Raw genomic sequence first — 23777 nt, 5'->3', positions numbered from 1 at the left:
TTGATCGAAGTAGCTCTTCCGCTAGAGGTCATCAACAAGGAGTCGGCGCGCGAGAAGTCGATCCGTCACGGCCACCCTGCCACCCTCCATCTGTGGTGGGCCCGCCGACCCCTCGCGGCAGCCCGCGCGATCCTGTTCGCCCAGCTCATCGACGACCCCTCCTCCCACCCTGATCTCTTCCCCTCGGAAGAAGATCAGCGTCTGGAGCGCAAACGGCTCTTCCACTTGATGGAGGAGATGGTCCCGTGGGAGGCCACCCGCAATGAACGCATCATGCGCCAGGTACGCGAGGAAATAGCCAAATCCAGCGACGGACCACTCCCACCCGTCCTCGACCCCTTCGCGGGCGGCGGCACGATTCCACTGGAGGCTCACCGTCTCGGCCTCAAGGCGCATGCCAGCGACCTCAACCCGGTCCCCGTAGTCATCAATAAGGCACTCATTGAGATCCCACCCAGGTGGGCGGGGCACAAGCCGGTTTCACCGCGCGCAGAGATCCGGAACGACTGGCCAGCCGCGAGCGGACTGGCGGAGGATGTGCGCCGGTACGGGCAGTGGATGCGTGACGAGGCGTTCGCACGCATCGGCGACCGCTATCCGAAGGCGATGCTTGACGACGGTACCGAGGCATCCGTCATCGCCTGGCTGTGGGCGCGCACAGTGAGGTGCCCGAACCCGGCTTGCGGGGCGGAGATGCCGCTAGTGAGCACGTGGTGGCTGTCAAAGAAGAAGGACAGGCCTCGGTGGATCGAACCAGTGGTGGAGGGGCGCGACGTCCGCTTTGAAATCCGCCACGGCAAGGAGGGCCCACCCAGCCCGCCCAAACAGGGGCGGGGAGCCAAGTTCGCGTGTCTGGTATGTGGGGACATCACGAGCGACGCTTACATCAAAGGCGAGGGCGTGGCCGGACGGATGGGCGCCACGATGCTGGCGACCGTGGCCGAGGGCAAGCGGCAGCGGGTGTATTTGGAGGCAGCAGAACAGCAGGTGAGGGCGGCAGAGGTACGGGTGCCGGTCAAGGTGCCAGAGGATCTTCTTCCCGTGAATCCACGTTGGTTCTCGCCGCCGCTGTACGGGCTGGAGACTTATGCGTCGCTCTTCACCAACCGCCAGCTCCTCGCCCTCACGACCTTTAGCGATCTCGTCGGTGAGGCGCGTTCAAGGGTCGAGCTTGACGCGAAGGCGGCTGGGATGCAGGAGGCCGAAGCAGCCAAGTACGGAAAGGCCGTGGCGACATACCTGGGTTTCGCCGTCAGCCGCATGTCGGACTACGCCTCCACAATCACAACATGGGCCAACAACCCCCAGATGGAGATCCTCCGGAGCACATTCGCCCGCCAAGCATTGCCCATGACCTGGGACTTCGCTGAGGGGAACGTCTTCGGGCCGTCTTCGGGAACGTTGGAGATCATGCTGACTGCGATCGGCAAGACGCTAGATGCTCTGCCCTCCGAAGCAGCTTGCGGCCACGTCACTCAGGCCGATGCCACCCACCGCCCTTACGACGGCTACATCGTCAGCACTGACCCCCCGTACTACGACAACATCGGCTACGCCGACCTCTCCGATTTCTTCTACGTCTGGCTCCGCCGTTCCCTTGGCGATATCTACCCAGACGTGATGACCACGATCCTCACCCCCAAGGAGCCGGAGCTCATTGCTTCTCCCTACCGGCACGGCGGCAGCAGGGAGAAGGCGGAGCACCACTTCGAGCGCGGATTCGTCGAGACGTTCACCCGTATCCGCGAGGGCCACCATGCCGACTACCCGCTGGCGGTCTTCTACGCGTTCAAGCAGTCCGAGACCGATGAGGTCGACGGAACAGCCTCGACCGGGTGGGAGACCATGCTCAATGGCCTCATGGAGGCAGGGTTTTCTGTGACGGCTACATGGCCAGTCCGTACCGAGCGGGCGGGAAGGTCGATCGGCATCGGGACCAACGCGCTCGCCTCCTCCATCGTCCTCGCCTGCCGCCCTCGCCCAGCAACCGCCACAACCACCGACCGGCGCGGCTTCCTCAGCGCCCTGCGCAGGGAACTCCCGTCAGCTCTCCAAGATCTTCAGCAGGGCAATGTCGCCCCCGTGGACATGGCTCAGTCCGCCATCGGGCCCGGTATCGCGATTTTCTCGCGCTACGCCAAAGTGACGGAGTCCGATGGCACCCCCATGCGCGTGCGCAGGGCCCTCGCACTCATCAACGACGTCCTTGCCGAGGTCCTCTCCGCCCAGGAGGGGGAGTTCGACATGGAGACACGCTGGTGTATCAAGTGGTTCGAGCAGTATGAGTGGGACAAGGGAAAGTTCGGCGACGCGGAGACACTGTCTAAGGCGTACAACACGTCAATGCGTGGCCTCGAGGACACGGGCGTCACAGCGTCTGGTGACAGCAACGTGTGGCTTGTTAAGCCTGCCGACCTGCGCGAGGCATACGCCCCGGGAGCGGCACTCCACATCTCGGTGTGGGAGGCGGCAATGCACCTCTCGCGCGTTCTCGACGGCAAGGGCAAGGATTCCGGCATAGACGCGGCTGGCGAGCTGCTGGCCGACATCCGCCGTCATAGGGAGCTCGACGAGGACTCCGTCAAGGACCTTGCATACCTCCTATACAGCATCTGCGAGCGCAACAACTGGTCGGAGAGCGGCCAGCGCTTCAACAACCTGGCGGGCTCATGGCCGGACCTGCAGACCGCGGCATACGCGGCCGAGAAACAAGCCCGCAGCAACGCGCCGGCAGCCAATCAGCTCAGCTGGGATCTCACCAGTGAAGAGAGCGACGACGCATAACCGACACAACCCTCCACACAGCCACAGGTACGACTCGATGACACAGCAACACGTGCTCTTACGGAACTGACGTAGCGCCGCACGGCAGGGGGCGGGATGTACGACGAGCAGCAGGGCGCGCAGGACGCGGCCGACAGGACGACGAAGGATGACACGGACCGCATGGCACTGAGCAACAGGGACCGCATAGGCCGCATGATCGAGTTGCTTCCTGAGGGTGTTCTGCCCTTGGTGGAGCGCGAAATGACCAGGCGGCAAGGGAATTCCTGGTTCGATGACGCGGTGGCTGCTGCCCGGTCGGGTGGCCTCGGTGCGCAGTCCAAAGAGGACCCGCACTTCCTGCTGACGACTGTCCTGCGCAACTGGGCATCCTACTTTCGGCATGTCCTGCCCCCCGCTGCGCGCAGCTACGTCGGCGAGCTGAGCGACGTACGAAACCGCTGGGCTCACAACGCACCGTTCAGCGCCGACGACACGAGCCGCGCCCTGGACACCGCGGAGCGACTGCTGACAGACGTCGGAGCGCCCGGCGAGCTGGTCGCGAAGGTCCGCACCTCGCGCCTTGAACACCAACGCATCCTCATCGAGGCTGAAACGAAGAAGGCGACACGGCGCGCGGCCGACATGCCAGCAGTCGCGGCGGAAGGCGGGCTCAAGCCGTGGCGAGATGTCCTGGTTCCACACCAAGACGTGGCCCAAGGCAAGTTCAACGCATCCGAGTACGCCGCGAACCTCGCTCATGTCGTCAATGGCGATGGTGCACCTGAGTACACAGACCCCGAGGAGTTCTTTCACCGCACTTATCTGACCGATGGCCTGCAACAGTTGCTGGAGAAGTCTCTGCGCCGCCTGTCCGGCGACAACTCCGCTGCCCCCATCGTCAACCTGCAGACGAACTTTGGCGGCGGCAAGACTCACTCCATGCTCGCCCTCTACCACCTGTTCTCGCCAGGGCTCAGGCCACAGCGCCTACCCCAGGAGATGCAAGAGCTGATCGCCGAGGCTCCCGGCGGGACGCTGCCGACGACCCCGGTTACGCGTGCTGTGATTGTCGGTACGGAGCTGTCGCCTGGCGCGCCGGACTCCAAACCCGACGGAACCCGTGTCAGTACGCTTTGGGGAGAACTCGGCTGGCAGCTCGGCGGCAAGGAGGGCTACGGCCTCGTCGCCGAGGCCGATCGCTCCCGAACCAGCCCCGGCTCAGCAGTCCTACAGGATCTGCTCGCCGCATACGCCCCTTGCCTCATCCTCATCGACGAATGGGTCGTCTATGCGAGGCAGCTGGTCAACAACAATGACCTGCCGGCTGGTGACTTCGACACTCACTTCTCCTTCGCGCAGTCCTTGACCGAAGCGGTTGCCGCCGTTGAGGGCGCACAGCTGATCCTTTCCATCCCCGCCTCCGACACCGGCAAGGGCAACGACGCCGATGACAACGAGATTGGGGGGCCCGCCGGGCAGATCGCTCTGGAGCGCCTGCAGAACGTGGTGCGCCGCAACGCCGACCCGTGGCGGCCAGCGAGTGCCGATGAGTCGTTCGAGATCGTGCGTCGACGCCTCTTCGAGGCACCGACGGGCACCGCCCAGGCGCAGATCAACAAGGTGGCGCGTGTCTTCCAGCAGTTCTACGCCAACCACAAGGCCGAGTTCCCCTCCGGCAGCGACAGCACAGAGTACGAACGCCTGATTCGAGCGACGTACCCGATCCACCCCGAACTCTTCGCCCGACTCTACGAAGACTGGTCGACCCTGGAACGCTTCCAGCGCACCCGAGGCGTCCTGCGTCTGATGAGCGCCGTGATTCATGCACTGTGGATCGGGCAGAGCCAGAGCCCCATGATCATGGTCGGGGACATCCCCCTCAATGACCGGCTCGTCAGCAGCGATCTCACCCAGTATCTGGAGGACCGCTGGAAGGCCATCCTTGACACCGACGTCGATGGGGTGCACTCCACACCCGTCGAGATCGACAAAGAGAAGTCGTACCTGGGACAGCGAGCGGTCAGTCGCCGAATCGCCCGCACAGTCTTCATGGGCTCGGCCGCCACCCTGAAGGCCGCGAAGAAGGGGCTCTCCGAGGCTCACGTACGCCTCGGTATGGCGATACCCGGCGACACCATGGGCAACTTCCGTACCGCGCTCAATACCCTCGCCGATCGCTCGACCTACCTCTACGCCGACGCCGACCGCTACTGGTACGACACCCAGGCCAACATCACACGCCTCGCCAAGGACGAAGCCAACCGGCTGCTCGGCCGGCAGGAGGACATCTGGGCCGAGATCGTCCGCAGGCTCAGTCCCATGGCCCAGCGCCGTGCAGACTTCAAGGCCGTCCACGCTGCACCCCGCAGCACCCGGGACATCCCTGACCGGGACGAGGCGCGACTCGTGTTGCTGCACCCGCAGTACACACACACCAAGGATCGTGACGACACCCCGGCCATGGAGTTCGTGGCCGAGGCCCTGCTCACGCACGGCCCCTCGCAGCGTTCCCACCGCAACATGTTGGTGTTCTTGGCACCCGACAAGCGGCGGATGCAGGAACTGGAAGAAGCCGTAGGAGAGTTTCTGGGCTGGCGCAAGGTCCTCGCAGACCACCTCCAGCACGACCTCAGCGAGAGCCAGCGCAGGCAGGCAGAGGCGCGAATGGCGCAGGCCGCCGAGAAGGTGGAGCTCCGGATTGGACAGACCTACCACTGGGCCTTGGTTCCGCAACAGGGCGAGGAACCCGGTGCGCGGCTGACCTGGGAAGACATCAAGATCGACACCGGTAGCGCTGAGGACCTAGCTGCACGTACCGCGGAACGCCTAAAGCGCAAGGCACAGCTGCATCTCCAGCAGGCCCCGAATCTCATCCAGCAGAAGCTGACGGGCCCGCTCTCCCGCATCTGGGAGGCGGAGGGGCACCTCAGCGTGGGCCGCCTGTGGGAACTGCACACGACCTACCCCTACCTCAACCGGCTCGTGGGCAGGTCCGTCCTGGATGCGGGCGTGGAGGACGTCCTGTCGCTGTTCAACTGGGAGCAGGAAGGCTTCGCCCTCGCCACTGGCTACGAAGAGGCCGAGGGCCACTATCAAGGGCTCGTCCTGCCCGGCGGCAACACCCGCTTCAGCCAGATCACCGACAGCACCCTCCTCGTCCGCCCTGAACGGGCACTCGCCCAGCGGCGGCAGGAAGAGGAGGAGATCACGCGCCGCCGCGAGGCGACAGCCCACGCCGCCACCAACGGCGGGGGGACGGGCACTACCGCACGCGCCCGGGTCGAGGAGGAAGAATCCGGGGAGGCGAGGGGCGAACGTGGTCAAGGACAAGGCAAGGAGAACCCTTCGACCGTCGGCCCAGGTATCTCTGTGCAACCCACCCTTCCCCGGACGCTCAACCGCTTCTACGCGACCGCGCGCCTCACGCCAGAGCAGTACAGCAAGAACGCCACCGACTATGTCTTCGAGATCCTCCAGCACCTGGCGCTGTCTGGGACCGAGGTGGAGGTCACCGTCGAGATCCAGGCGAGCCGGCCCGAGGGCTTCCCCGAGGACAAGGTGCGCATCCTGCGTGAAAACTCCAACACCCTGAATTTGCAAGCAGAGTTCGAGTCCGACTGAGAAGATGAGATTTTCTGACAGGGCTGCACGTACCATCCGACGCGGCAGCCCTGTCTCTTTACATAGGGCACATGCACGAGTTGAGTAGCCCACCAAGCTGATCTTCACGCAATCGTTCGGGACCTGGGGAAGGGGGCCTGCGTGGCAGCAAACAGCCGTCAACGTACCGTGCACTTCTATGAGTTAGTGGAGGCAAAGGGCGCGGGCCAACGCATGTTGGAGCGTGACTGGTCGCGCATACTAGGCAGACTGCGTGACGCACCCGTTTACGAGCGGCGGGTGGAATCGGGTGGGGAGACGCTGATCGGTGGAGTCGACCAACAACAGACGGCGCCTCACCTTCTGCTTGCCAAGTTGCGCACCGACATACCTCGGCAGATCGATCTCGGTGATGGCTCCATCAGCGATCTCCGACTTGCCCACAACCGAGGTCTGGTTGACCTCACCGTGCTCTACTTCCTCCCCTTTGGCAACGTCGTAGCCACAATGAGCGGAGGCATCTCGTCCCCTCGCGTTCGGGCAATCGAGCGATGGTTCAACGGGGCTCACTATCTGCATGAGGAGATCCGGGTCAGGCCGGTCGTCAACGGCCGCTCTCGTGACAAGCTCAAGGAGGCCACTGCCGTCGACAAGCTTGTGCTGCGACTGGAGCCTGAGCCCTACGACAGTCCGACGGCACTACGCAGCAGCACAGAGATCAGCTCACTCGCCAACCGTGTACGTGAGGAGTTCCCAGACCTGGCGTTGACGCTAACTCTCGAAGTACCGAAGAAACGTAGTCGCTTCCCCCTAACACCGACTCGTCGCGCACGTGGGCAACACCAACTCCTCGATGCAACTAGCGCATTGGCCTCAGACATCGGAGACTGGCTCGACAACACTGACGCTGTGACCACAGCCCAGGCAATCGCCCACATCGAGCACTGGGGCGAGCGGGCCGAAGACGAGAAGATCGACTTTGTGGCGGAACGCATCACGGCCAAATGCTCCGTACCGGTGACCGCGACCAACGGTCACGCCCTGGACGTTCATTTCGCGCTAGAGAAGCTCGGCTCAGTCTCCCACCAGTACGAACGGACCCTGCGAGCCGCTGTCAGTGCCGACGTCTAGTCTGGTGACACGCTGAACCGCTGCGGGAGTGGACCGATTCCCGCAGGTCGCGTGGGGGGGTGGGGCATGATGTACGGACGCCGTGGGGCGCTGGCCCGGATTTGGCACTCGTCGCGCGAGCGCCCGGTGGCCGACTGGTGGGTGACGGCCTTAGCAGTAGGGCTGCACTTCACTTGGGTCCGCTGGGCCGGCAGCGGGGACCTGCTGGGCAGACCGAGCCAGGATCAACGCCTAAGCGTGTACACCACAGGCGCCACCGTGGTCGCCATCGTAGGCAGTTTCGTCACCGCCGCTATCGCGCAATACGCTCAGGCCTCTGGCCCTCGCATGCGCGCCCTGCGCACCACCGGTCGTCTGGCCGCGCAGTTCCGGCGGAACTGGGTGAGCATCCTTTCCGCCACCATCATCATTGCCGGCGTGTGCCTCACCGCCACCGTGCTGGACGTCAGGCCGAAGGACACGTGGGGTGTGCATTGGGTTGTCGAGGCCGCGCTTGTGCTTGGCGCCTGCCGAGCCTACAGATTGCACTGGCTTTTCGTCACCGTGATCACCTACACCGACCGGGATGTCCAGGACGAACCCCGTCCCGGTGGGGGCGGCGGGCGGCAGACCGCCGGGGAGATTCCTGGCCAAGGAGAGCCAATCAGGTGACCGGCGACGGTTCCGGTGTAAACGATCACAAGTGATCTGGGCAACCCCTGGCCCAAAGACGTCCGTTGGCCACCCTCGGCACGATCGACGGTCGAGAGCGGATAGGTCAGGCACGAGGCAGTTCACGCGCAGTTCCTGCGGCCCGAAGTGGCAGCCGTCGAGGTCCTGAACTGGCCGCCACCTGGCTGCTGGCTCCCTGAAGGGCCGCGTGTCAGCGAGCGGTGGCTCGATGAAGCGCGCACGCAGCGCGTGAAAGGCCTTGTGCGTGTGCCGGGCAGGCGCACTGGCAAGGAACCAGAAGCGTACGCTCGGAGCGGTACATCGGCAGTGACTAAGGCGACGGACGACTAGGGCGACGGACGACGAGATGGCGCGGGATTACGACAGTCAGCTGCTGGAGTCGGTGGCTGTGCGCCGACGCAGGATGCGGGATGCCCTGTTGTTCGGGACGCAGCGGGGGCGGCGCACGGCGGACGAACGGCTCGGGAAGGTCTTCGCGGGGATCGCTATCACCGCCGTCCTGTGCGCGGGGTGTGTCGGGTGGTCGTTCCTTCAGCACACGCTGGCGCAGCAGAAGGCAGAGCAGGAGAAACAGCAGCGTCAGGTGCAGCAGTACGAGCAGCCGACGAGGTCGGCGAAATCCTAGAAGTCCGCAGAACGGATTCAGACAGATTTTGCGGCATTCCCGGGAAATACATGAAGAGCTCCGGGTGGCGGGGGAAGGGTTCCTTGAAGCGGGACCGGGCGGAAGTGGGCAGGATAGGCATGTCGGTTGTCCCGAGGGGCCTCAACCTCGCGATGATAGGTTCCCGTAAGTGGTGAGCAGAGCAACGACTTCCCAGGCGCAACTGAGCCGAGTGACCTTGGTCGGTGAGCGACGCCGGGCCGACATCGTCCTGCTGTCCGACACACCCATTGGGCAACTGCTTCCGGATGTTCTGCAGTTGCTGGATGACCGGCCCACGTCGCGCCCGATGACACGGCAGTTGATTACGTCCGACGGTTCCGTCCTGCCCCACGACAGCACGCTGGCGTCGGTCGGGATTGCCGACGGCGCCGTGCTCCGACTCGTCAGTACCCACTCTGCGCCGCCCGCCCCTGTAGTGCACGACGTCACCGACCAGGTGGCTGACGACCTCGACCTGCGGGCCTGGCGCTGGCGTCCCGCCGCGCGCCGGGCGAGCGCCGGCGTGGCGACCGTCGCCTTCGCGGTGATCACCGCGCTGCTCGCCCGCCGTGAGTTCGCGCTCGGTGCCCTGGTCGGTGCTCTTTCGGCTGTCACGTTCGTGCTGCTGGTGGCCGGTGCGCTTGTCGCCAAGATCGGACGGGGGAACAGGGGTCTGGCGACCGCTCTGCTGGTCGCCTCCGGCGGGCTTGGCGTTCTCACCGCGTGGACGGCCGCCGACGCGTACGACTGGCCGGGCACCGCGCGGCTCGCCGCCGTCGCCGGCGCGCTGGCCTTGACGCTTGCGTTCCTTGGCTACTTCTCGCCGCTCGGCAAGGGCGGGCTGGTCGGCGCCGTGACCACCGCCTCGATCGCCGTCGTGTGGGAGGCGGTTGCCGCAGTCCAGGGTGATCCGGCCCGGCTCGGTGCCGTCATGGCGGTCTTCTCTCTGGTGGTGCTCGGCGTGCTGCCGCGGCTGGCCCTGATGGCGTCGGGGCTCACCGCACTTGACGACCGCCGCTCGGGTGGCGCCTCCGTCAGCCGTCACCAGGTGGGTACCGCGGTCGCGGCGACGCACCGTGGCCTTGCCCTCTCGACGACCGTCACTGCGGTCTCGGCAACCTCTGCCGGCTGGCTGCTCACCCTGGCCGAGAAGCCGACCGTATGGACCGTGCTGCTGGCATCGCTCGTCGTCGTGGTGCTCGTGTCGAGGGCGCGGGCTTTTCCGCTGGTCGCCGAGGTCGTTGCGCTCTTCGCTGCCGCATCGTGCCTCGTCGTGCGCCTTGTGATGGTGTGGATGGAGCATGCAGGGGGCGGCGGGCCGCTCGCCGTGCTGTGCGGGGCTGCGGTGCTGCCACTGCTCGTTCTGGCGGTGCAGGTGCCCGAGCATGTACAGGTGCGACTGCGGCGTATGGCCGATCTGGTCGAATCCGTCGGCATGGTGGGGCTCTTCCCGCTCGCCTTCGGTGTGTTCGGTGTGTACGGGCAGCTGCTCAACCAGATCTGACAGTTCCGAGTCGATGTGCTGGCGCTCCGGGCGGGGCAGCGAAGTGGGGGAGAAGGGGAGGCATGCCGAACGGAGACGACTGGCAGGGTGATGTGCTGCGCGACCTGAGGGGCGGCGCCCAGCAGGGTGCGCAGGGCCCCGGCGGGCAGGCGTACCGTGCTCCCGCCCCGGGCGTGGGCCTCCCCGCGCAGAGCGCCCAGGTGTCGGACGTCGCCCCTGACGGTGGTGCGCCCCAGCAGGCCGGCCGCCCGTACCAGGGTCAGGAGCAGCAGACGGGCCATCAGGGCGGCTGGCCGCAGCAGTCCGGGTACCAGGAACAGAAGCAGCAGGCACCGGCCGCGTACGCCCCGGGCCCCCAGTCCCACCGCATCTCCGACTCTCGGCCCGTGGTGGACAAGGGCCTGGCTCGCACGGTACGCAGCAAGCCGCAGCACGGAGAGTCCTTCGCCGCGCGTACCGCACGCACCCTGCGCCGTACGCTCTCCTCGTCAGCCGCGCGCGAAGTCGCCGAGATCACCCGCACCGCCGAGGTGCTCCAGCAGCCCGTGACGACCGGCCGGCAGATCGCCGTCACCTCCATCCGGGGCGGATCCGGCAAGTCGACCGTCGCCGCGCTGCTCGGTACCACGTACGCGCACTACCGGCAGGACCCGGTCCTCTTCCTGGAGGCCGATCCGGCACTCGGCTCGCTGCCGCTGCGTCTCGGCGCCGAGACGCTGCGCTGGACCACCAGCGATATCGCAGAGATCGTCAAGCCGAACATGTCGTTGCTCGACGTCACGGGCTATCTCGTCCAACTCCCCGACAACGCCTGGCTGCTGCCCGCGAGCCAGGGCCAGATCGGCGTGATGCTGGACAGCCGCACGTACGAGCGAGCCGTGGTCGCGCTGCGCCGCTACTTCGGTGTGATGGTCATCGACTGCGAGACGCTGCCCGCCGAAGTCGGCCGGGTCGCACTCGCCGCCGCCCATGGCCGCGTGCTGACCACACCCGCCACTCCGGAAGGCATCACCAGCACGTACTCGGTGCTCCAGTGGATGCAGGGGCTGCCCCGGCATGTGATCGCCGGCACGGTTGTCGTGCTCACCGAGTTGGTGCCGCACTCAGGACTCGACCTCGACGAGGCCGCCCAGAAACTCAAGTCCACCGGGGCAAGCGTCCAGGTCCTGCCGTACGACCGGCACTTGGCAGCCGGCGGCCCGGTCCAGACCACATTGCTCGCTCACCCGACCAGGGAAGCCGCCGCCCGCCTTGCCGCGGACGTCTTCCAGCTCTCCCTCTCCCAGCAGCGTCACTGACCAGATGCCGAGCCCGATCGTGAATGACGGACGACGACGATGAGTACCCGACTGATCCACCGCCCGGCCCGGACCACCAGGCCCCCGGCCGCCTCCGAGGCGCGCATCATCGAGGCCCCGCCCAACCTCCCCGAGGGGAAGTCGGGCAACATCGCGATGTCGCTGCTGCCCGTCGCCGGTGTCATGTCGTCCGTCGTGATGATGACGGTCGTGCGCAACAGTCAGTTCGCCGGGCTCGGCGCCATCATCCTCGTCGTCACCGTCATCGGCTCCGTCGCGCTCGTCTTCTCGCAGCGCGGCAAGGCTCAACGCACCCGGCGCACCCAGCGCGAGGCGTACCTCGCCTATCTGGAGGACCTGCGCGAGGAGCTCTCCGCCGAGGAGCGCCGGCGGCGCGAGCGCGCCGATGTCCTCAACCCACCGCCGCCCGCCCTCTACGACATCGTGCGCAATCCGGCTCGTCTCTGGGAGCGCCGCCGCGTCGACGGCGACTTCCTGCGCGTGCGGGTCGGCACCGGCGAGATGCCCGTACGCGACTTGCAGATCGCACAGCAGGGCTCGTCGGTCCTCACCCCGCCCGACCGCTTCATGCTCAACGAGGCATCGGCGCTGATGGCCCGCTTCCGCACCGGCACCGAACTCCCGCTCACCGTCCCGCTCGACCGCGTCGGCAACGTCAGCGTCATCGGCCCCCGTGAGGACTGTCTGCGCGTCGCGCGCGCCCTGCTCGTGCAGGCCGCCGCCCTGCATGCCCCCGACGATGTGGTGATGGCGCTCGCGGTGCCTGGGGACCGGATTGCCGACTGGGAGTGGGCCAAGTGGATGCCGCATCTGCTCGATGGCGAGCAGTACGACGGTCCCGTCGCCGCTCGCCGTATCGCTCCCTCCACTCCCCAGCTCGCCCGGCAGCTCGGCTCCGAGCTGCGCCGCCGCGCCTCCTATGCGGCCGAGGTGCGGCGCGGCCTGTCCGGCAAGGACGCGCTGTCCATGACGTCCCGGCTGCTCGTCGTCGCCGACGGGCACGGGGAGGACGCCGTCGACCTGCCGCGTCCCGATGAGGCGGTCGGCCTGCGGGAGATGGGCGTCATGGTCCTGCACCTGCTCGAACAGCGGGTCCAGGAGCCGGGACATGTCGGCGTGCGGATCATCGTCGACGGTGATCAGGTGATCATCGAGGATCTGCGAGAGCAGGAGCCGATCGGCGCCCACGGCACCGTGGACGAGATGAGCATCCCGTTCGCTGAGGGCCTGGCCCGGATGCTGGCGCCGCTGCGCCTCTCCACCGAGTCGCTCGTCGATGCTCCCTTGTCCGGGCCCGTCGACTTCGCCGACCTGCTCGGCATCGATGACGTGGCGCGGCTTGACCTGTCGCGCCTGTGGGCGCCGCGCGGCGAACGGGCCTTCCTGCGCGTACCCATCGGCATCAACGACTCCCACGAGCCGGTGCTCCTGGACCTGAAGGAGTCCTCGGAGCTCGGCATGGGCCCGCACGGCCTGTGTGTCGGTGCCACCGGTTCCGGGAAGTCGGAACTCCTGCGCACCCTTGTCCTCGCCCTGGTGGCTATCCACCCACCCGAGGACCTCGCCCTGGTCCTCGTCGACTACAAGGGCGGTGCGACCTTCGCGCCGTTCGCGAACCTGCCGCACGTCGCCGGTGTCATTACCAACCTGGAGAACCAGGCCGGCCTCGTCGAGCGCGTCCACGCCTCGCTCGCCGGCGAGGTCAAGCGCCGCCAGCAGGTCCTCAAGGACGCGGGCAACATCGCCGACATCGGTGACTACGCCGCACTGCGTGCCCACCAGCGGCCCGACCTGGACCCGCTGCCGCACCTGTTCGTCGTCATCGACGAGTTCGGTGAACTGCTCACCGCCAAGCCGGACTTCATCGACCTGTTCCTGTCTATCGGCCGCATCGGCCGCTCCATAGGCGTGCACCTGCTGCTGTCCAGCCAGCGCATCGAGGGCGGCAACCTCAAGGGCCTGGACACCTACCTCTCGTACCGGCTCGGCCTGCGTACCTTCTCCGCCGACGAATCCCGTACGGTCCTGGACACCACGGACGCCTTCCACCTGCCGCCGCTGCCCGGATTCGGCTACCTCAAGGTCGACACCAGCCACTACGACCGTTTCAAGGCGAGCTATGTCTCGGGCGCCTACCGCGGCCCCGTGCAGCGCTCGGAGGACGAAACCGCCGGGCCCCTCGCCCTTCCCTACGAGACCTTCAACTCCGCGGCCCGCGCGGAGGATTCGAGCACGCAGGAGCCGACGGTGCGGCGCCGCGAGACCGGGCCGACCGAGCTGGGCGTCATGGTCGAGCAGCTGGTGAACGCCGCTGCTCCGGTGCGCCGCATCTGGCTGCCCCCGCTGCCCGACGCGATCGCTTTGGATGCGGTCGCCGGACCGCTGGACGTCGGCCCGCGCGGTGTGCAGCTGGCCAAGCGTCGTGGGCCGCTTCAGGTACCGCTCGGCCTGCTCGACGACCCGGCCAAGCAGTGGCAGGGTCAGTGGTACTTGGACCTCACAGTGGCCGGCGGCCACGCCGCCGTCATCGGCGGCCCCCAGTCCGGCAAGACGACGCTCCTGCGCACCCTCGCCCTCTCGCTCGCGCTGACCCACACCCCGCAGGAGGTCGGCATCTACGGCCTCGACCTGGTCGGCGGCGGGCTGCAGGCCCTGTCGGGTCTGCCGCACGTCGGCGGCATCGCGGGCCGCGCCGACCGCGAGCGCGCCGCGCGAACCGTCGAAGAAGTACGGAACATGCTCGCGGCCAGGGAGGATCTCTTCCGCGAGCATGTCATCGACTCCGTCGAGCAGCTGCGCGACCTGCACGCCGCGGGCCGGCTGCCCCAGCTGGCATCCGCCGAGATCGTGCTCGTCATCGACGGTTTCGGCGCACTGCGCGACGACTTCGAGGACCTGGACGACGACATCGCCGACATCCTCAAACGCGGCGGCGGTTACGGCATCCACGTCGTCGCGGGCATGCTCCGCTGGAACGACGTACGCATCGCCGTCCAGTCGAACTTCGGCACCCGCGTCGAGCTGCGGCTGAACGACCCCGGCGAGTCCAGCATCGACCACAAGCTGGCCGAGACCCTCTCACCCGACGAGCCCGGCCGGGTCCTGACCGACGGCAGACTCTTCGCACAGGTCGCACTTCCCCGTACGGACGGACTCGCTGATACCGCGGACATGGGCGCGGTCCTGGAGCGAGCGGCCCGGACGATCCGCGCCACATGGAGCGGCGAGGTCGCCCAGCCGGTACGGGTTCTGCCGCACATCCTGGAGACCCACCTCCTGCCGGGTCCGGTCGCCGAACCCAAGCGGGTGCCGATCGGCTTGGACCAAACAGCGCTCAAACCCGTTCTGCTCGACCTGTTCCAGCACGACCAGCACCTGCTGATCATGGGCGACAGCGAGTGCGGCAAGACGAATCTCCTCAAGACCATCGCGGGCGGCCTCATCGAGCGCTACAGCGAGGACGAACTCGTCTTCGCCGTCATGGACCCCAGGCGCAGTCTGCGCGGCGCGGTCCCCGAAGAGTTCAACGGCGGCTACGCGTACAACGCCAAACTGTGCGCGGGCCTCGCCACCGGTATCACCACCGTCTTGGACAAGCGACTGCCCGATGACAGCGCGCGCCTCGAGGACCTGGAACCCGGCAGCTGGGGCGGCGGCCCGCGGATCGTGGTCCTCGTCGACGACTACGACGTGCTCACCACCGCCGGCCAGGAACCGCTGGCTCCGTTCCTGCCGTACATCCCGTCCGCGGTGGACATCGGCCTCCACTTCGTCCTGACGCGCCGCGTCGCAGGTGCCTCACGCGGCATCTACGAGCCCCTGGTGCAGGGCCTGCGCGAGTCGGGATCCTCGGCACTCCTCATGGCGGGGGACCGCAGCGAGGGCCAGCTGTTCCCCGACGTCTACGCCTCCCAGCAGCCGGCGGGCCGCGGTGTCCTCATCCGCAGGGGCCAGACCAACCGCCTCATCCAGACCGTGTACTCCTCCCAGTGACACACCGGCGAGCTCTCCCGCCCACGCGAGCCACGCCATGTACGGCACCCATGCCACGAACTACGAAGGACCGGACGACCACATGACCAAGGACGTCATCGCCCTCACCCAGCGCATGCCCGACCCCTGGACCATGCTCGCGGGCCTGCTCTCCGGGGGCCCTGACAAGCTGATGGACACGGCGGGCGAGGGCGCCGTCGTGCGACTCTGCGACGGTGAGGGCCGCCCGCTCGTCTCCGTCGAGGCACCGCTGCTCGTGCAGGTCGCCGGAGAGGCCGAGCGGCTGCTCGGAGCCACCCCGCCGCCGGTCCCGTATTGGTGGACGGAGGCCCGCGCCACCACAGGCGTCGAAGAAGCCGAGCGGCTCGCAGGCACCTTCGCGGCCCGGCTGGCCACTCTGGCCGGCGGCTCCGCCTGGCCGCCAGAGGCCGCGCGCTCCCTGGCCGTGGTGAAGACCGATGGCGTGAGTGTTGCGCCCACGCCCGCCGCCGCGCAGCCCGCCGTCGACGTCCTCACCGACAAGGTCGCCGTCGTCATCCAGGACCGCCCGGTGGTCGCCATGACGGCCTGGCTCTCGGACGCGTTCCGGACCGCCGCCAACGCCGAGCTGGGCCTCCAGATCGTCACCCTGGCAGGAACCACGCTCTCCCCGGCCGTACGCGAGAGCCTCAGCAGCTGGACCTCCCGCTGGATCGTGCGGGACGAACGGGACGGCTACTACGACGGACTGTCCGGAGCCGTACTGCGCTGGCAGGAGGGCATGTTCGCACCGGTACCAGCACCCGACGCGACCTCTGACGACCCTCGCACCCCGGTCGCCGCCTCCTACCAGGAGGCCACGACCACCGGCGAGCGCCAGCTGGCCGTCACGTTCCGCGCCGTCCACCCCGCAGACGATCGTCTGGTACTCGGCGGCGCGCTGGAGTCGATATGGCGCGAACTCACCAGCGAGCCCCCGGCCGGCTGGGGAACCGCTGAACCCGCCAACCTCCCCTGGTCACCACGCCAGATGACCGACCTCGCCCACGAGAGGGCGCCGGAGCCGACCTGGTTCGTAGTGGTCGGAACCCCGGACCGGCCCGGCCTCGCCACCGTGCGCATCAGCCGTACGAAGGCGGGCGTGGAGGAACACACCACCCTGGCCTTCGGCTACGGACCCGACGAGGAGCCGCCGGTCAACTCCCTGCCCGCGGCCGCGGAGCAGCTCGCCACCCGCCACCACCTGCAGTCCATGCTCGTACAGGTCCGCAAGGCCCGCCGCGACCTTGCAGTGCCGCCCCGCTTCGAGGGCCCAGGCGTCCCGCTGGCCTTCGTACTCGGCGCGGAGGAGGTCCGTCAGCTGCCCGATGACCGCGCCAGGCACACCCCGCTGCCGCAGTCGCCTGTCCCCCTCGGCCCGAAGACCCGCCCCGCGCTGTACTACCCGCTGCCGGGTGACCCGTCGGACCTGTCGGGCTGGCAGGACTTCGAGCGCCTGATGCGGCATCTGAAAGGCGTGTGAGCACCTGACGGTCAGGGGCGGGCACGACCGGCCACTCCAAGCACAGTGCAGGCAATGCTAGGTGGCCACCTGACGGCTTTGAGCCATTGTCAGACCCTGCCCGTAGCATCGGGATTGTGAATTGCACCTATCACGCCGCAGTTGATAGGCATGACCGTACAAACGATCGTCAAGTCTGGCAGGGGGAGCCCGATGAAGTTCGACATGGGGGCGCAGACGCTCTCGACCCTGAGGTCCCAGTCGCAGGGGTCGAGCACGGAACTGGGGACTTTGATCCGCCAGCTCGTGCAGGCGGCCCAGCCGTTGGAGGGCAAGTTCAACGGCTCGGGCAAGGTGGCGTTCGACTCATTCAAGTCGCACGCGGACGAGATCACGGCGTCGTTGAACAGTGCGCTGGCCGCGATCGTGGGCGGTCAGTCGGGCATGGAGTCGGCATTCAGCTCCGGTGACCAGGAGCAGGCCGACAACGCTCGGTCGCAGATGTCGGCGGCGAACTTCGACGCGGCCCGCTTCTCGGGCCGCTGACAGCCCGATCGCGGCGTAAGTACACAGATCTCAGGGGGAGTGATTGTGATGGCTGCTGGTAGTGACCGTCGTTCGTATGACACGGCGACGTCGGCGGAGGCGCAGGGCAACATCCAAGCGGTGATCGCGCGCCTGGAGCAGGTGATCGCGGCACGTGATGCGCAGGTGAAGGCTGCGATGTCGGATTTCGCGGCGGACGGTGTCGCGGAGGAGTACCACGGCAAGGAACTGCGCTGGAACCGCGCGTCGCAGGAGGTCAAGAGCATCATCCAGCTGCTGAAGGCGACGCTGGAGAAGAACGACGCGACGGCGCACCAGACGCTCGCACGCGCGAAGACCGCGGTCGACAACATCGGCTGAGTCAGCCCGGCGCACGGGAGGAGAAGCATCCTCCCGACTGCGCTGAGGGGTTGGGGTTGCCGGCTGTCGGGGGGGGGGACGGTGCGCGCGGCTCGTGGCGGCGGTGCACCAGATAGGAATGCAGGGGGCGTTCATGGCGTCATGGGACATTCAGCCACAGGGAGTTCAGGGCCAGTTGAAGGTCGTCGGCACACATGCCGAAGATCTGGGGAACGCCCTCAACACCCTGCTCGCGGACATGAAAGAGGCAGCTCAGGCCGCGGGTACGGCCGTACCGGGCTCGCAGGCCATGACGCAGCCGTACGGGCCGGTGGTGCCGCAAAAGGCTCCGGCGTGGTCGGCGCGGACGTCGACGGGACCGGTCGGCGCGGCACTGGTCGAGTACGTGACGAAGCGCAAGAAGGACCTCAAGGGGATGGCTGATCGCTGCCAGGCCGCCGTCCGGGGCGCAGCCAAAGCCACCAATGAGTACGTCGAGGGCGACCTGGAGGCGGCCAAGAACGCCCAGAACGCCGCCCGGGCCGTACGGGTGGATGCTCTCAAGGACTTCGGGGGGAAGAAGAAGTGAGCGACGCGCCGGTCGATCCGGCTGAGGTACCGGTCTTCACGGGCGATCTGGACCTTCTCGAAACCAAGGCGAAGGCGCTGTCCCACGGCGGCTCCAAGGTCGAAACCGCCGGCTCGGACGTCCACAAGTCCTTCGGTGGCTTGGCCGCCTTCTACAAGGCGCCTGAGGCGGAGCAGTTGTTCGGCGTCACCAAACCGGTGGCGGACAAGGCGCACGACCTGAGCGAAGACATCCATGTCATCGCCAGGGCTCTGAACACCTACGCCCGCGAGATCACCCCACTGGTCAACCAGCTCAAGCAGCTCAAACAGGACGCCGCCGATTTCCGCGCCAAGGAGGCCGCCGAAGACGACTGGAACGAGGACGGCGATCTGGTCGAGGAGAACCTCAACCGCCGCAACAAGATCGCCGAGGTCTGGGCCGCGTTCCAAGAAGCCGAACGCGACTGCCACGCCAAGATCGTCGCGCTGGTAGGCGACAAGGCACTCCACACGATCGACGGCTCCCACAAGACGGGGTACGGCTATGACGCCGAAGCCCTCAAACACGCCAAGAGCCTGCCCTGGGGCGACGCGATCGAGGAGTCCGTCCCCTGGTGGCAGGTCTGGGAGCACGCCTACGACTTCGGCAAGGGCATCGTCGTCGACGGGGTGTGGGGCACCATCAAGGGCCTGGGCACCCTGATCGGCGTCGACGGCTGGGACGCCGCCGGCCAAGCATGGACCGGCCTGGCCAAGCTCTCCACCGGCGTGATGATCACCACTTTGCCCATCGTGGGCCCCGCCTTCCTGGCGATACCGGGGGACAAACTCCCCTCCTGGCTGCGGGATTCGCGTACCGCGATGAAGGAGACCGGCAAGGCGCTCGTGGCCTGGGACCAGTGGGAATCGAACGGCTCCCGGGCCGCCGGCGCAGTCACCTTCAACGTCATCACCGCCATCTTCACCCGTGGCGGCGGCGCCGCCGTGTCGGGCGCGGGCAAGGCCGGCGCGGCTGCCAAGGCCCTGTCCATCGCCGGCAAGGTGGGCCACGCCATCGACCCGATGACCTACGTCTTCAAGGGCGCAGGCGCGGGCCTGTCGAAAATCGGCGACGTGATGGCCCACCTCAAGGACGCCGGCCACATCGAGGCCCCGAAGATCGCCGAGGGCGCCTTCAGCCTCCCAGAGGGCTCCGTAAAGATGCCGGACGGCTCGGTACAGCTGCCCAAGGATGCCGCCATTCCGGAAGGGGCGATCAAGCTCCCGGACGGCAACATCAAGCTGCCTGAGAGCACCGTCACCCTCCCGCCGCACACGGTGAAGTCGCCGTTCGACGGCCCGGGGAAGTACATGGACGGCGAAGGCTCCCTCTACAAGGAGGACGGGAGCCTCTTGCAGAGGGGCGACGAGGCCAAGTCGGAGAAGACCCCGAACCCGACGGCGGGCGCAGACAACCCACGGATCGAGACCCCGGTCCGCCAGGAACAGCAGGTCCCGGCCGGCGTCGGCGGACGGAGCAACGACGTCACACGCGTCGGCTCGGACATCTCCGACCCAGCCCGTGCGGGCGACGACGCGGGGCACGGCCACGCCGGGCCGGGCGACAACACCCCCATGGGCCGCGCCGGCGACCTCAGGCGGGGCCCAGACGCCAGCCAGGGATCCCCGACCGGCGGTCACGGGGACGTCCCGGGCAGCAGTGGTCACGATGGGCCTACTGGCGTTGATCACGCGCCAGGCAGGGCCGGGGGAGACCATGCCCCGGCCGACTCCGGAACCGACGTGCCACCCCCACCCCACGAAGGCGGGCTAGGTAATCCCGGTGCCTCCCTGCCCGACGGCTCGCGAGGCAATCTGCCCGATGGTTCCTGGGTAGGCGAGAATGGCCTGCATCTGGACCGGGAGGCGAATGCCGCCGCGGACGACTTCATACGCAGGTCCGCCGAGGCGGAGCCGCGCATCACCGAGGCGATGCAAGACATCGCTGGCAAGGTCGACGACGGGAAGTACCTCGGCCTGGAGTACCGGCTCAAGGGCGAGGGCTCCCTCAAGCGCAAGCTCGCCACGGACATGCTCGAAGACATCGGCATGGACCACGGCCAGGCACTCAGCGACATCAAGGACTCCATCCGCTACACGACGGAGGTCCCGAGCAACGGTTACACCCGCGGAGTGCAGCAGGCGATCAACGACCTGCAGGCCAAGGGGTTCGAGAACGTCACGTTCAAGAACACCTGGGACTCCGTTGGCTACAAGGGAATTAACTCAACCTGGCGTGACCCGGCCAGTGGCAAGGTCTTCGAGCTGCAGTTCCACACGGCCGATAGCTTTACGGCCAAGATGGACGGCCACGTCCTGTACGAGAAGGAACGCCTGCCCGGTGTCTCCCCCGACGAGATTTCCGCGATCAAGGCCGAGCAAGCCGAACTGTTCGGCAAGGTGCCGGTGCCGCATGATGCGGGCGCCATCAGGATCGGTGCACACGGCGCCGACGATGCGGCAGCGGCACTCGGCAAGGACCTCGACTCGACGGCTCATGACCTCGGGTCGGTGGGCGACGATGTCGGGGGCTTGGGAGACGACGCGGCAGACGCTGGTGGCCTGGGCGACGACTCGCTGGACGCCGCAGGCGACGCGGAAAATCCGTACACCCACGGTCCCAACGGCGGGTGGGGAGGAGCCGGTTGGGTCGAGCAGCCCTCGGCGTATGCGGCCGGCGTGTACGACTCGCTCCGGGCCACACCCAACCACGTTGACGTGCCCGCAATGGCCCGTAACACCGGTCTCAACGAGGCTGTCATCCGGCAAGTGAAGACCCACATGATCAAGCAAATGCACGACGTGATCATCCGGCCCGGGGAGTGGAGGCGTGGTCTCTTCACGCCACGCGATGACCTCGCGGCCCTGTGGGACGGAGCGCGCAAGGGCACACTGGACGCGGACCAGATCGCGGAATTCAGGAACCTGATGACGCACGAGTACGTGGAGAGCCGGCTGATGAAGGGTGGCCTTCCCTATCTGTACGACGAGACCGGCCTGTGGAGGTGGGGCGACGACGGGCAGTTCGAAGGCAGGAGGTCGCCGAAGAGCCTGTCCGCAGCAGGCGCGCACGACCTGGCACCGAACCCCGCACGGGGTGGTTTCGGGACGCAGTGGCAGAAGCTCGGTCTCAGGCACCCCAAGACGGATCTCGCCGCTGATTTGTCCAACATCGATGACTTCGTGAAGGATATTGTGCAAGAACTGCGAGCCAAGGGGGTGGACCTGAAGTGACAGAGAGTTCTTCACGCAGGGTGTTGGAGCGGCTGCGTGCCATTGACTGGGCCGACGATTTCGCGGCATCCGATCACGCCAATTCACGTGCTCTGCTCATGCGCGAATACTTGCGACGGGCGGCCCTTTGGGCGCGTGCTTATGGGGCGGAGCAGTCCTGGCCCTTCTTCGACATCGCGGAGCACGTCGATGCGGAGCTCCAGACACCCCCCGATGTCGCCACCGAAGTAGAAGAAGTCCTGGCCGGGCTCGCCCCGACTTCGCTGAAGCGGACCTGCCGAGCCGCTGTCCGGTGGGCGACGCTCCGTGACACCCGTGACGACCTACCTGCCGGTCTGCCGGACCCCTATGAACCGCTCCTCCTCATGTACGAACGAGGTGGTGGGTACTTCCTGGAGGAGTATCTCGACCTCAACGGCGTGATGATCCGGCTCGGCAACGTGGAGAGCAACGCTTCCGCCACGCCCTTCCTCACGCTAGCCCCAGCGACACTCGACGCACTCGATGCCGAAGGTGAGATCTCCTACTACGCAAAGGTCAGCGAGGGCTACCCCCGGAACAAGCCGCGCGGAATCGTCCGGCATCGCATCGACGAAGGCCAGACGTATGACGAAGCCTTCACCCGGCACCTCCGCTGGGAGCCGACCGAGTACCTCAAGCTGTACGACCTTGGTCACAACGAAGTCGACCATGTCAAGATCTCAGAGATCGAGGCTGCCGTGTTCATCGAATCGGTGACGACGAAAATCCTTGGCTCCTCTTGAGTCCACTCTGACGTCATCATTCCTCGGCATGGCGCACCAGAACCCAATGCCGCGCGGGTACTCGGAGCGGCTGGACGAGCACCTGGCCAAGGAGATCGATGGTCTTGAACAGCGGCCGTAATCAGTTCCACGTTTAGCCCCGCTGTCCTGTCGTTCCATGACCGCCGCGTCATCTACCCACAAGCGACTGCGACGCAGACGTGGCATGCTGCGGTCAACGCGATGCAGGTGGGCTCAGCAGGTCGGAATCTGAGGGCGTTGTTCAGCACGAACGACCGGAGGCTCGCCGCAGGAGGCGTTCACCAATCGCCAGGCTCAGTGGGCAGCGGTCGCGGCAGCGCTCGCCGAGCACCTGCAGCGCATCAGCGAGCCAGCCTTCGACGTCGAAGATCTCGAAGCACCGCGGCGCAACGTCATCGTCTTCTACCGGGTGGGCGGGATCGGGACGACCACGTTATCCCGTAAGGTCGAAGCCGCCTTTGCCAGAAGGACGACAGGCCGGCCAGGAAACAGTGCGCTGACCAGCAGAAATGGAGAACCGCTACTGAAGTGCTAGCCCATGTATGTGACCACACGGGTAGCGCAATGGATTGCACCCATTGCCTCTTCAGGTGGCTACTTGTGCAGACATGCGCTCATGATGAGTCATGCCCGTTCCGGCTCCCCGCTTCCAGCGCATCGCTACCCTCGTCGCCATCGACTCCGAGCATCGGGTTGCACTGCTGCGCACCCAGGATTCAGCTCCACCGATATGGGAGCTGCCACAGCGCGGGGTCGGGCTCGCGGAGTCATCCAGCGAATCAGTCGCGCGCCTCGCTGGCCAGCTCATGAACGAGCGTTCAGTTCGCTGAGGAACCATCACCGGGCGCCTCTGGGCTCAACCACCGGAAGGCAATGCCACACGCATCGAAATACGCTACTTCATCGCACGGGCCAGCCCTGCCGCGCGCAGCGGACTCACTGGCGGCCGCACCTTCTGGGCCCCGAGAGCTTCTCTTGGCGCCATTCTGGACGCTCCTCGATTCGAGACCACGAGCATCCTGGTCGACGGCTATCTCGACGGCTGGCTGCCCGACGGGCCCATCACCCTCAACTGAATCTGCGGCACGACGGAAACCGTTCCGCGATCGGCGAACGAGCGGCCCGCACACAATCGGAGGCTGGAGTCGTACGC

At 66.9% G+C, this 23777-nt stretch carries 14 protein-coding genes; all 14 read left to right on the top strand.

Features of this window, described 5'->3' with window-relative positions; translation table 11 throughout:
* The 14 genes from ACWGJY_RS00815 (at window position 1) to ACWGJY_RS00750 (ending at window position 22603) form a co-directional block, all read left to right on the top strand.
* Window positions 1-2784 (top strand): DUF1156 domain-containing protein, encoded by a 2784-nt coding sequence (locus ACWGJY_RS00815; RefSeq protein ID WP_453258641.1) that lies wholly within the window; start codon window positions 1-3, stop codon window positions 2782-2784.
* Between the two features lie 96 nt (window positions 2785-2880).
* Entirely contained in the window at window positions 2881-6387 is a 3507-nt protein-coding gene (locus ACWGJY_RS00810) for a Swt1 family HEPN domain-containing protein (protein WP_453258640.1), read from the top strand.
* Between the two features lie 141 nt (window positions 6388-6528).
* Window positions 6529-7497, top strand: a complete 969-nt coding sequence (locus tag ACWGJY_RS00805) for a hypothetical protein (protein ID WP_453258639.1) — start codon at window positions 6529-6531, stop codon at window positions 7495-7497.
* A gap of 237 nt (window positions 7498-7734) precedes the next feature.
* Window positions 7735-8148, top strand: a complete 414-nt coding sequence (locus ACWGJY_RS00800) for a hypothetical protein (protein WP_453258638.1) — start codon at window positions 7735-7737, stop codon at window positions 8146-8148.
* A gap of 367 nt (window positions 8149-8515) precedes the next feature.
* Window positions 8516-8794, top strand: coding sequence for a hypothetical protein (locus ACWGJY_RS00795; protein WP_453258637.1), 279 nt, complete (start codon window positions 8516-8518; stop codon window positions 8792-8794).
* Between the two features lie 169 nt (window positions 8795-8963).
* Window positions 8964-10319: a type VII secretion integral membrane protein EccD gene (eccD, locus tag ACWGJY_RS00790; protein WP_453258636.1), complete on the top strand. Its 1356-nt coding sequence runs from the start codon at window positions 8964-8966 to the stop codon at window positions 10317-10319.
* 62 nt (window positions 10320-10381) lie between these two features.
* A complete protein-coding gene (locus tag ACWGJY_RS00785; protein ID WP_453258635.1) occupies window positions 10382-11617 on the top strand; it encodes a MinD/ParA family ATP-binding protein in 1236 nt (411 codons plus the stop codon).
* Window positions 11618-11656: 39 nt separating this feature from the next.
* A complete protein-coding gene (gene eccCa / locus ACWGJY_RS00780; protein ID WP_453258634.1) occupies window positions 11657-15631 on the top strand; it encodes a type VII secretion protein EccCa in 3975 nt (1324 codons plus the stop codon).
* 82 nt (window positions 15632-15713) lie between these two features.
* Window positions 15714-17132, top strand: coding sequence for a DUF6177 family protein (locus ACWGJY_RS00775; RefSeq protein ID WP_453258775.1), 1419 nt, complete (start codon window positions 15714-15716; stop codon window positions 17130-17132).
* Between the two features lie 192 nt (window positions 17133-17324).
* Entirely contained in the window at window positions 17325-17657 is a 333-nt protein-coding gene (locus tag ACWGJY_RS00770) for a hypothetical protein (protein ID WP_453258633.1), read from the top strand.
* Between the two features lie 48 nt (window positions 17658-17705).
* The gene (locus ACWGJY_RS00765; protein ID WP_453258632.1) at window positions 17706-18017 is read left to right on the top strand and encodes a pore-forming ESAT-6 family protein; all 312 of its coding nucleotides are present in this window, start codon (window positions 17706-17708) and stop codon (window positions 18015-18017) included.
* 133 nt (window positions 18018-18150) lie between these two features.
* Complete coding sequence (locus ACWGJY_RS00760) at window positions 18151-18585, top strand: DUF6507 family protein (RefSeq protein WP_453258631.1); 435 nt, start codon at window positions 18151-18153, stop codon at window positions 18583-18585.
* Window positions 18582-21839 (top strand): hypothetical protein, encoded by a 3258-nt coding sequence (locus ACWGJY_RS00755; protein WP_453258630.1) that lies wholly within the window; start codon window positions 18582-18584, stop codon window positions 21837-21839. Before ACWGJY_RS00760 ends, ACWGJY_RS00755 begins: the two co-directional genes overlap by 4 nt.
* Window positions 21836-22603, top strand: coding sequence for a hypothetical protein (locus tag ACWGJY_RS00750; RefSeq protein WP_453258629.1), 768 nt, complete (start codon window positions 21836-21838; stop codon window positions 22601-22603). Before ACWGJY_RS00755 ends, ACWGJY_RS00750 begins: the two co-directional genes overlap by 4 nt.
* Window positions 22604-23777: the final 1174 nt, after the last annotated feature.

It is taken from the genome of Streptomyces sp. NPDC054765, from assembly GCF_053612065.1.
The sequence above is the reverse complement of the archived record's forward strand: the minus strand, read 5'-3'. Positions and strand labels throughout refer to the sequence as shown.

Coding starts and splice junctions, on each gene's coding strand:
- ACWGJY_RS00760 (WP_453258631.1), top strand. CDS start 18,151: ATGGCGTCATGGGACATTCAGCCACAGGGAGTTCAGGGCCAGTTGAAG.
- eccCa (WP_453258634.1), top strand. CDS start 11,657: ATGAGTACCCGACTGATCCACCGCCCGGCCCGGACCACCAGGCCCCCG.
- ACWGJY_RS00785 (WP_453258635.1), top strand. CDS start 10,382: ATGCCGAACGGAGACGACTGGCAGGGTGATGTGCTGCGCGACCTGAGG.
- ACWGJY_RS00775 (WP_453258775.1), top strand. CDS start 15,714: ATGACCAAGGACGTCATCGCCCTCACCCAGCGCATGCCCGACCCCTGG.
- ACWGJY_RS00810 (WP_453258640.1), top strand. CDS start 2,881: ATGTACGACGAGCAGCAGGGCGCGCAGGACGCGGCCGACAGGACGACG.
- ACWGJY_RS00765 (WP_453258632.1), top strand. CDS start 17,706: ATGGCTGCTGGTAGTGACCGTCGTTCGTATGACACGGCGACGTCGGCG.
- ACWGJY_RS00795 (WP_453258637.1), top strand. CDS start 8,516: ATGGCGCGGGATTACGACAGTCAGCTGCTGGAGTCGGTGGCTGTGCGC.
- ACWGJY_RS00770 (WP_453258633.1), top strand. CDS start 17,325: ATGAAGTTCGACATGGGGGCGCAGACGCTCTCGACCCTGAGGTCCCAG.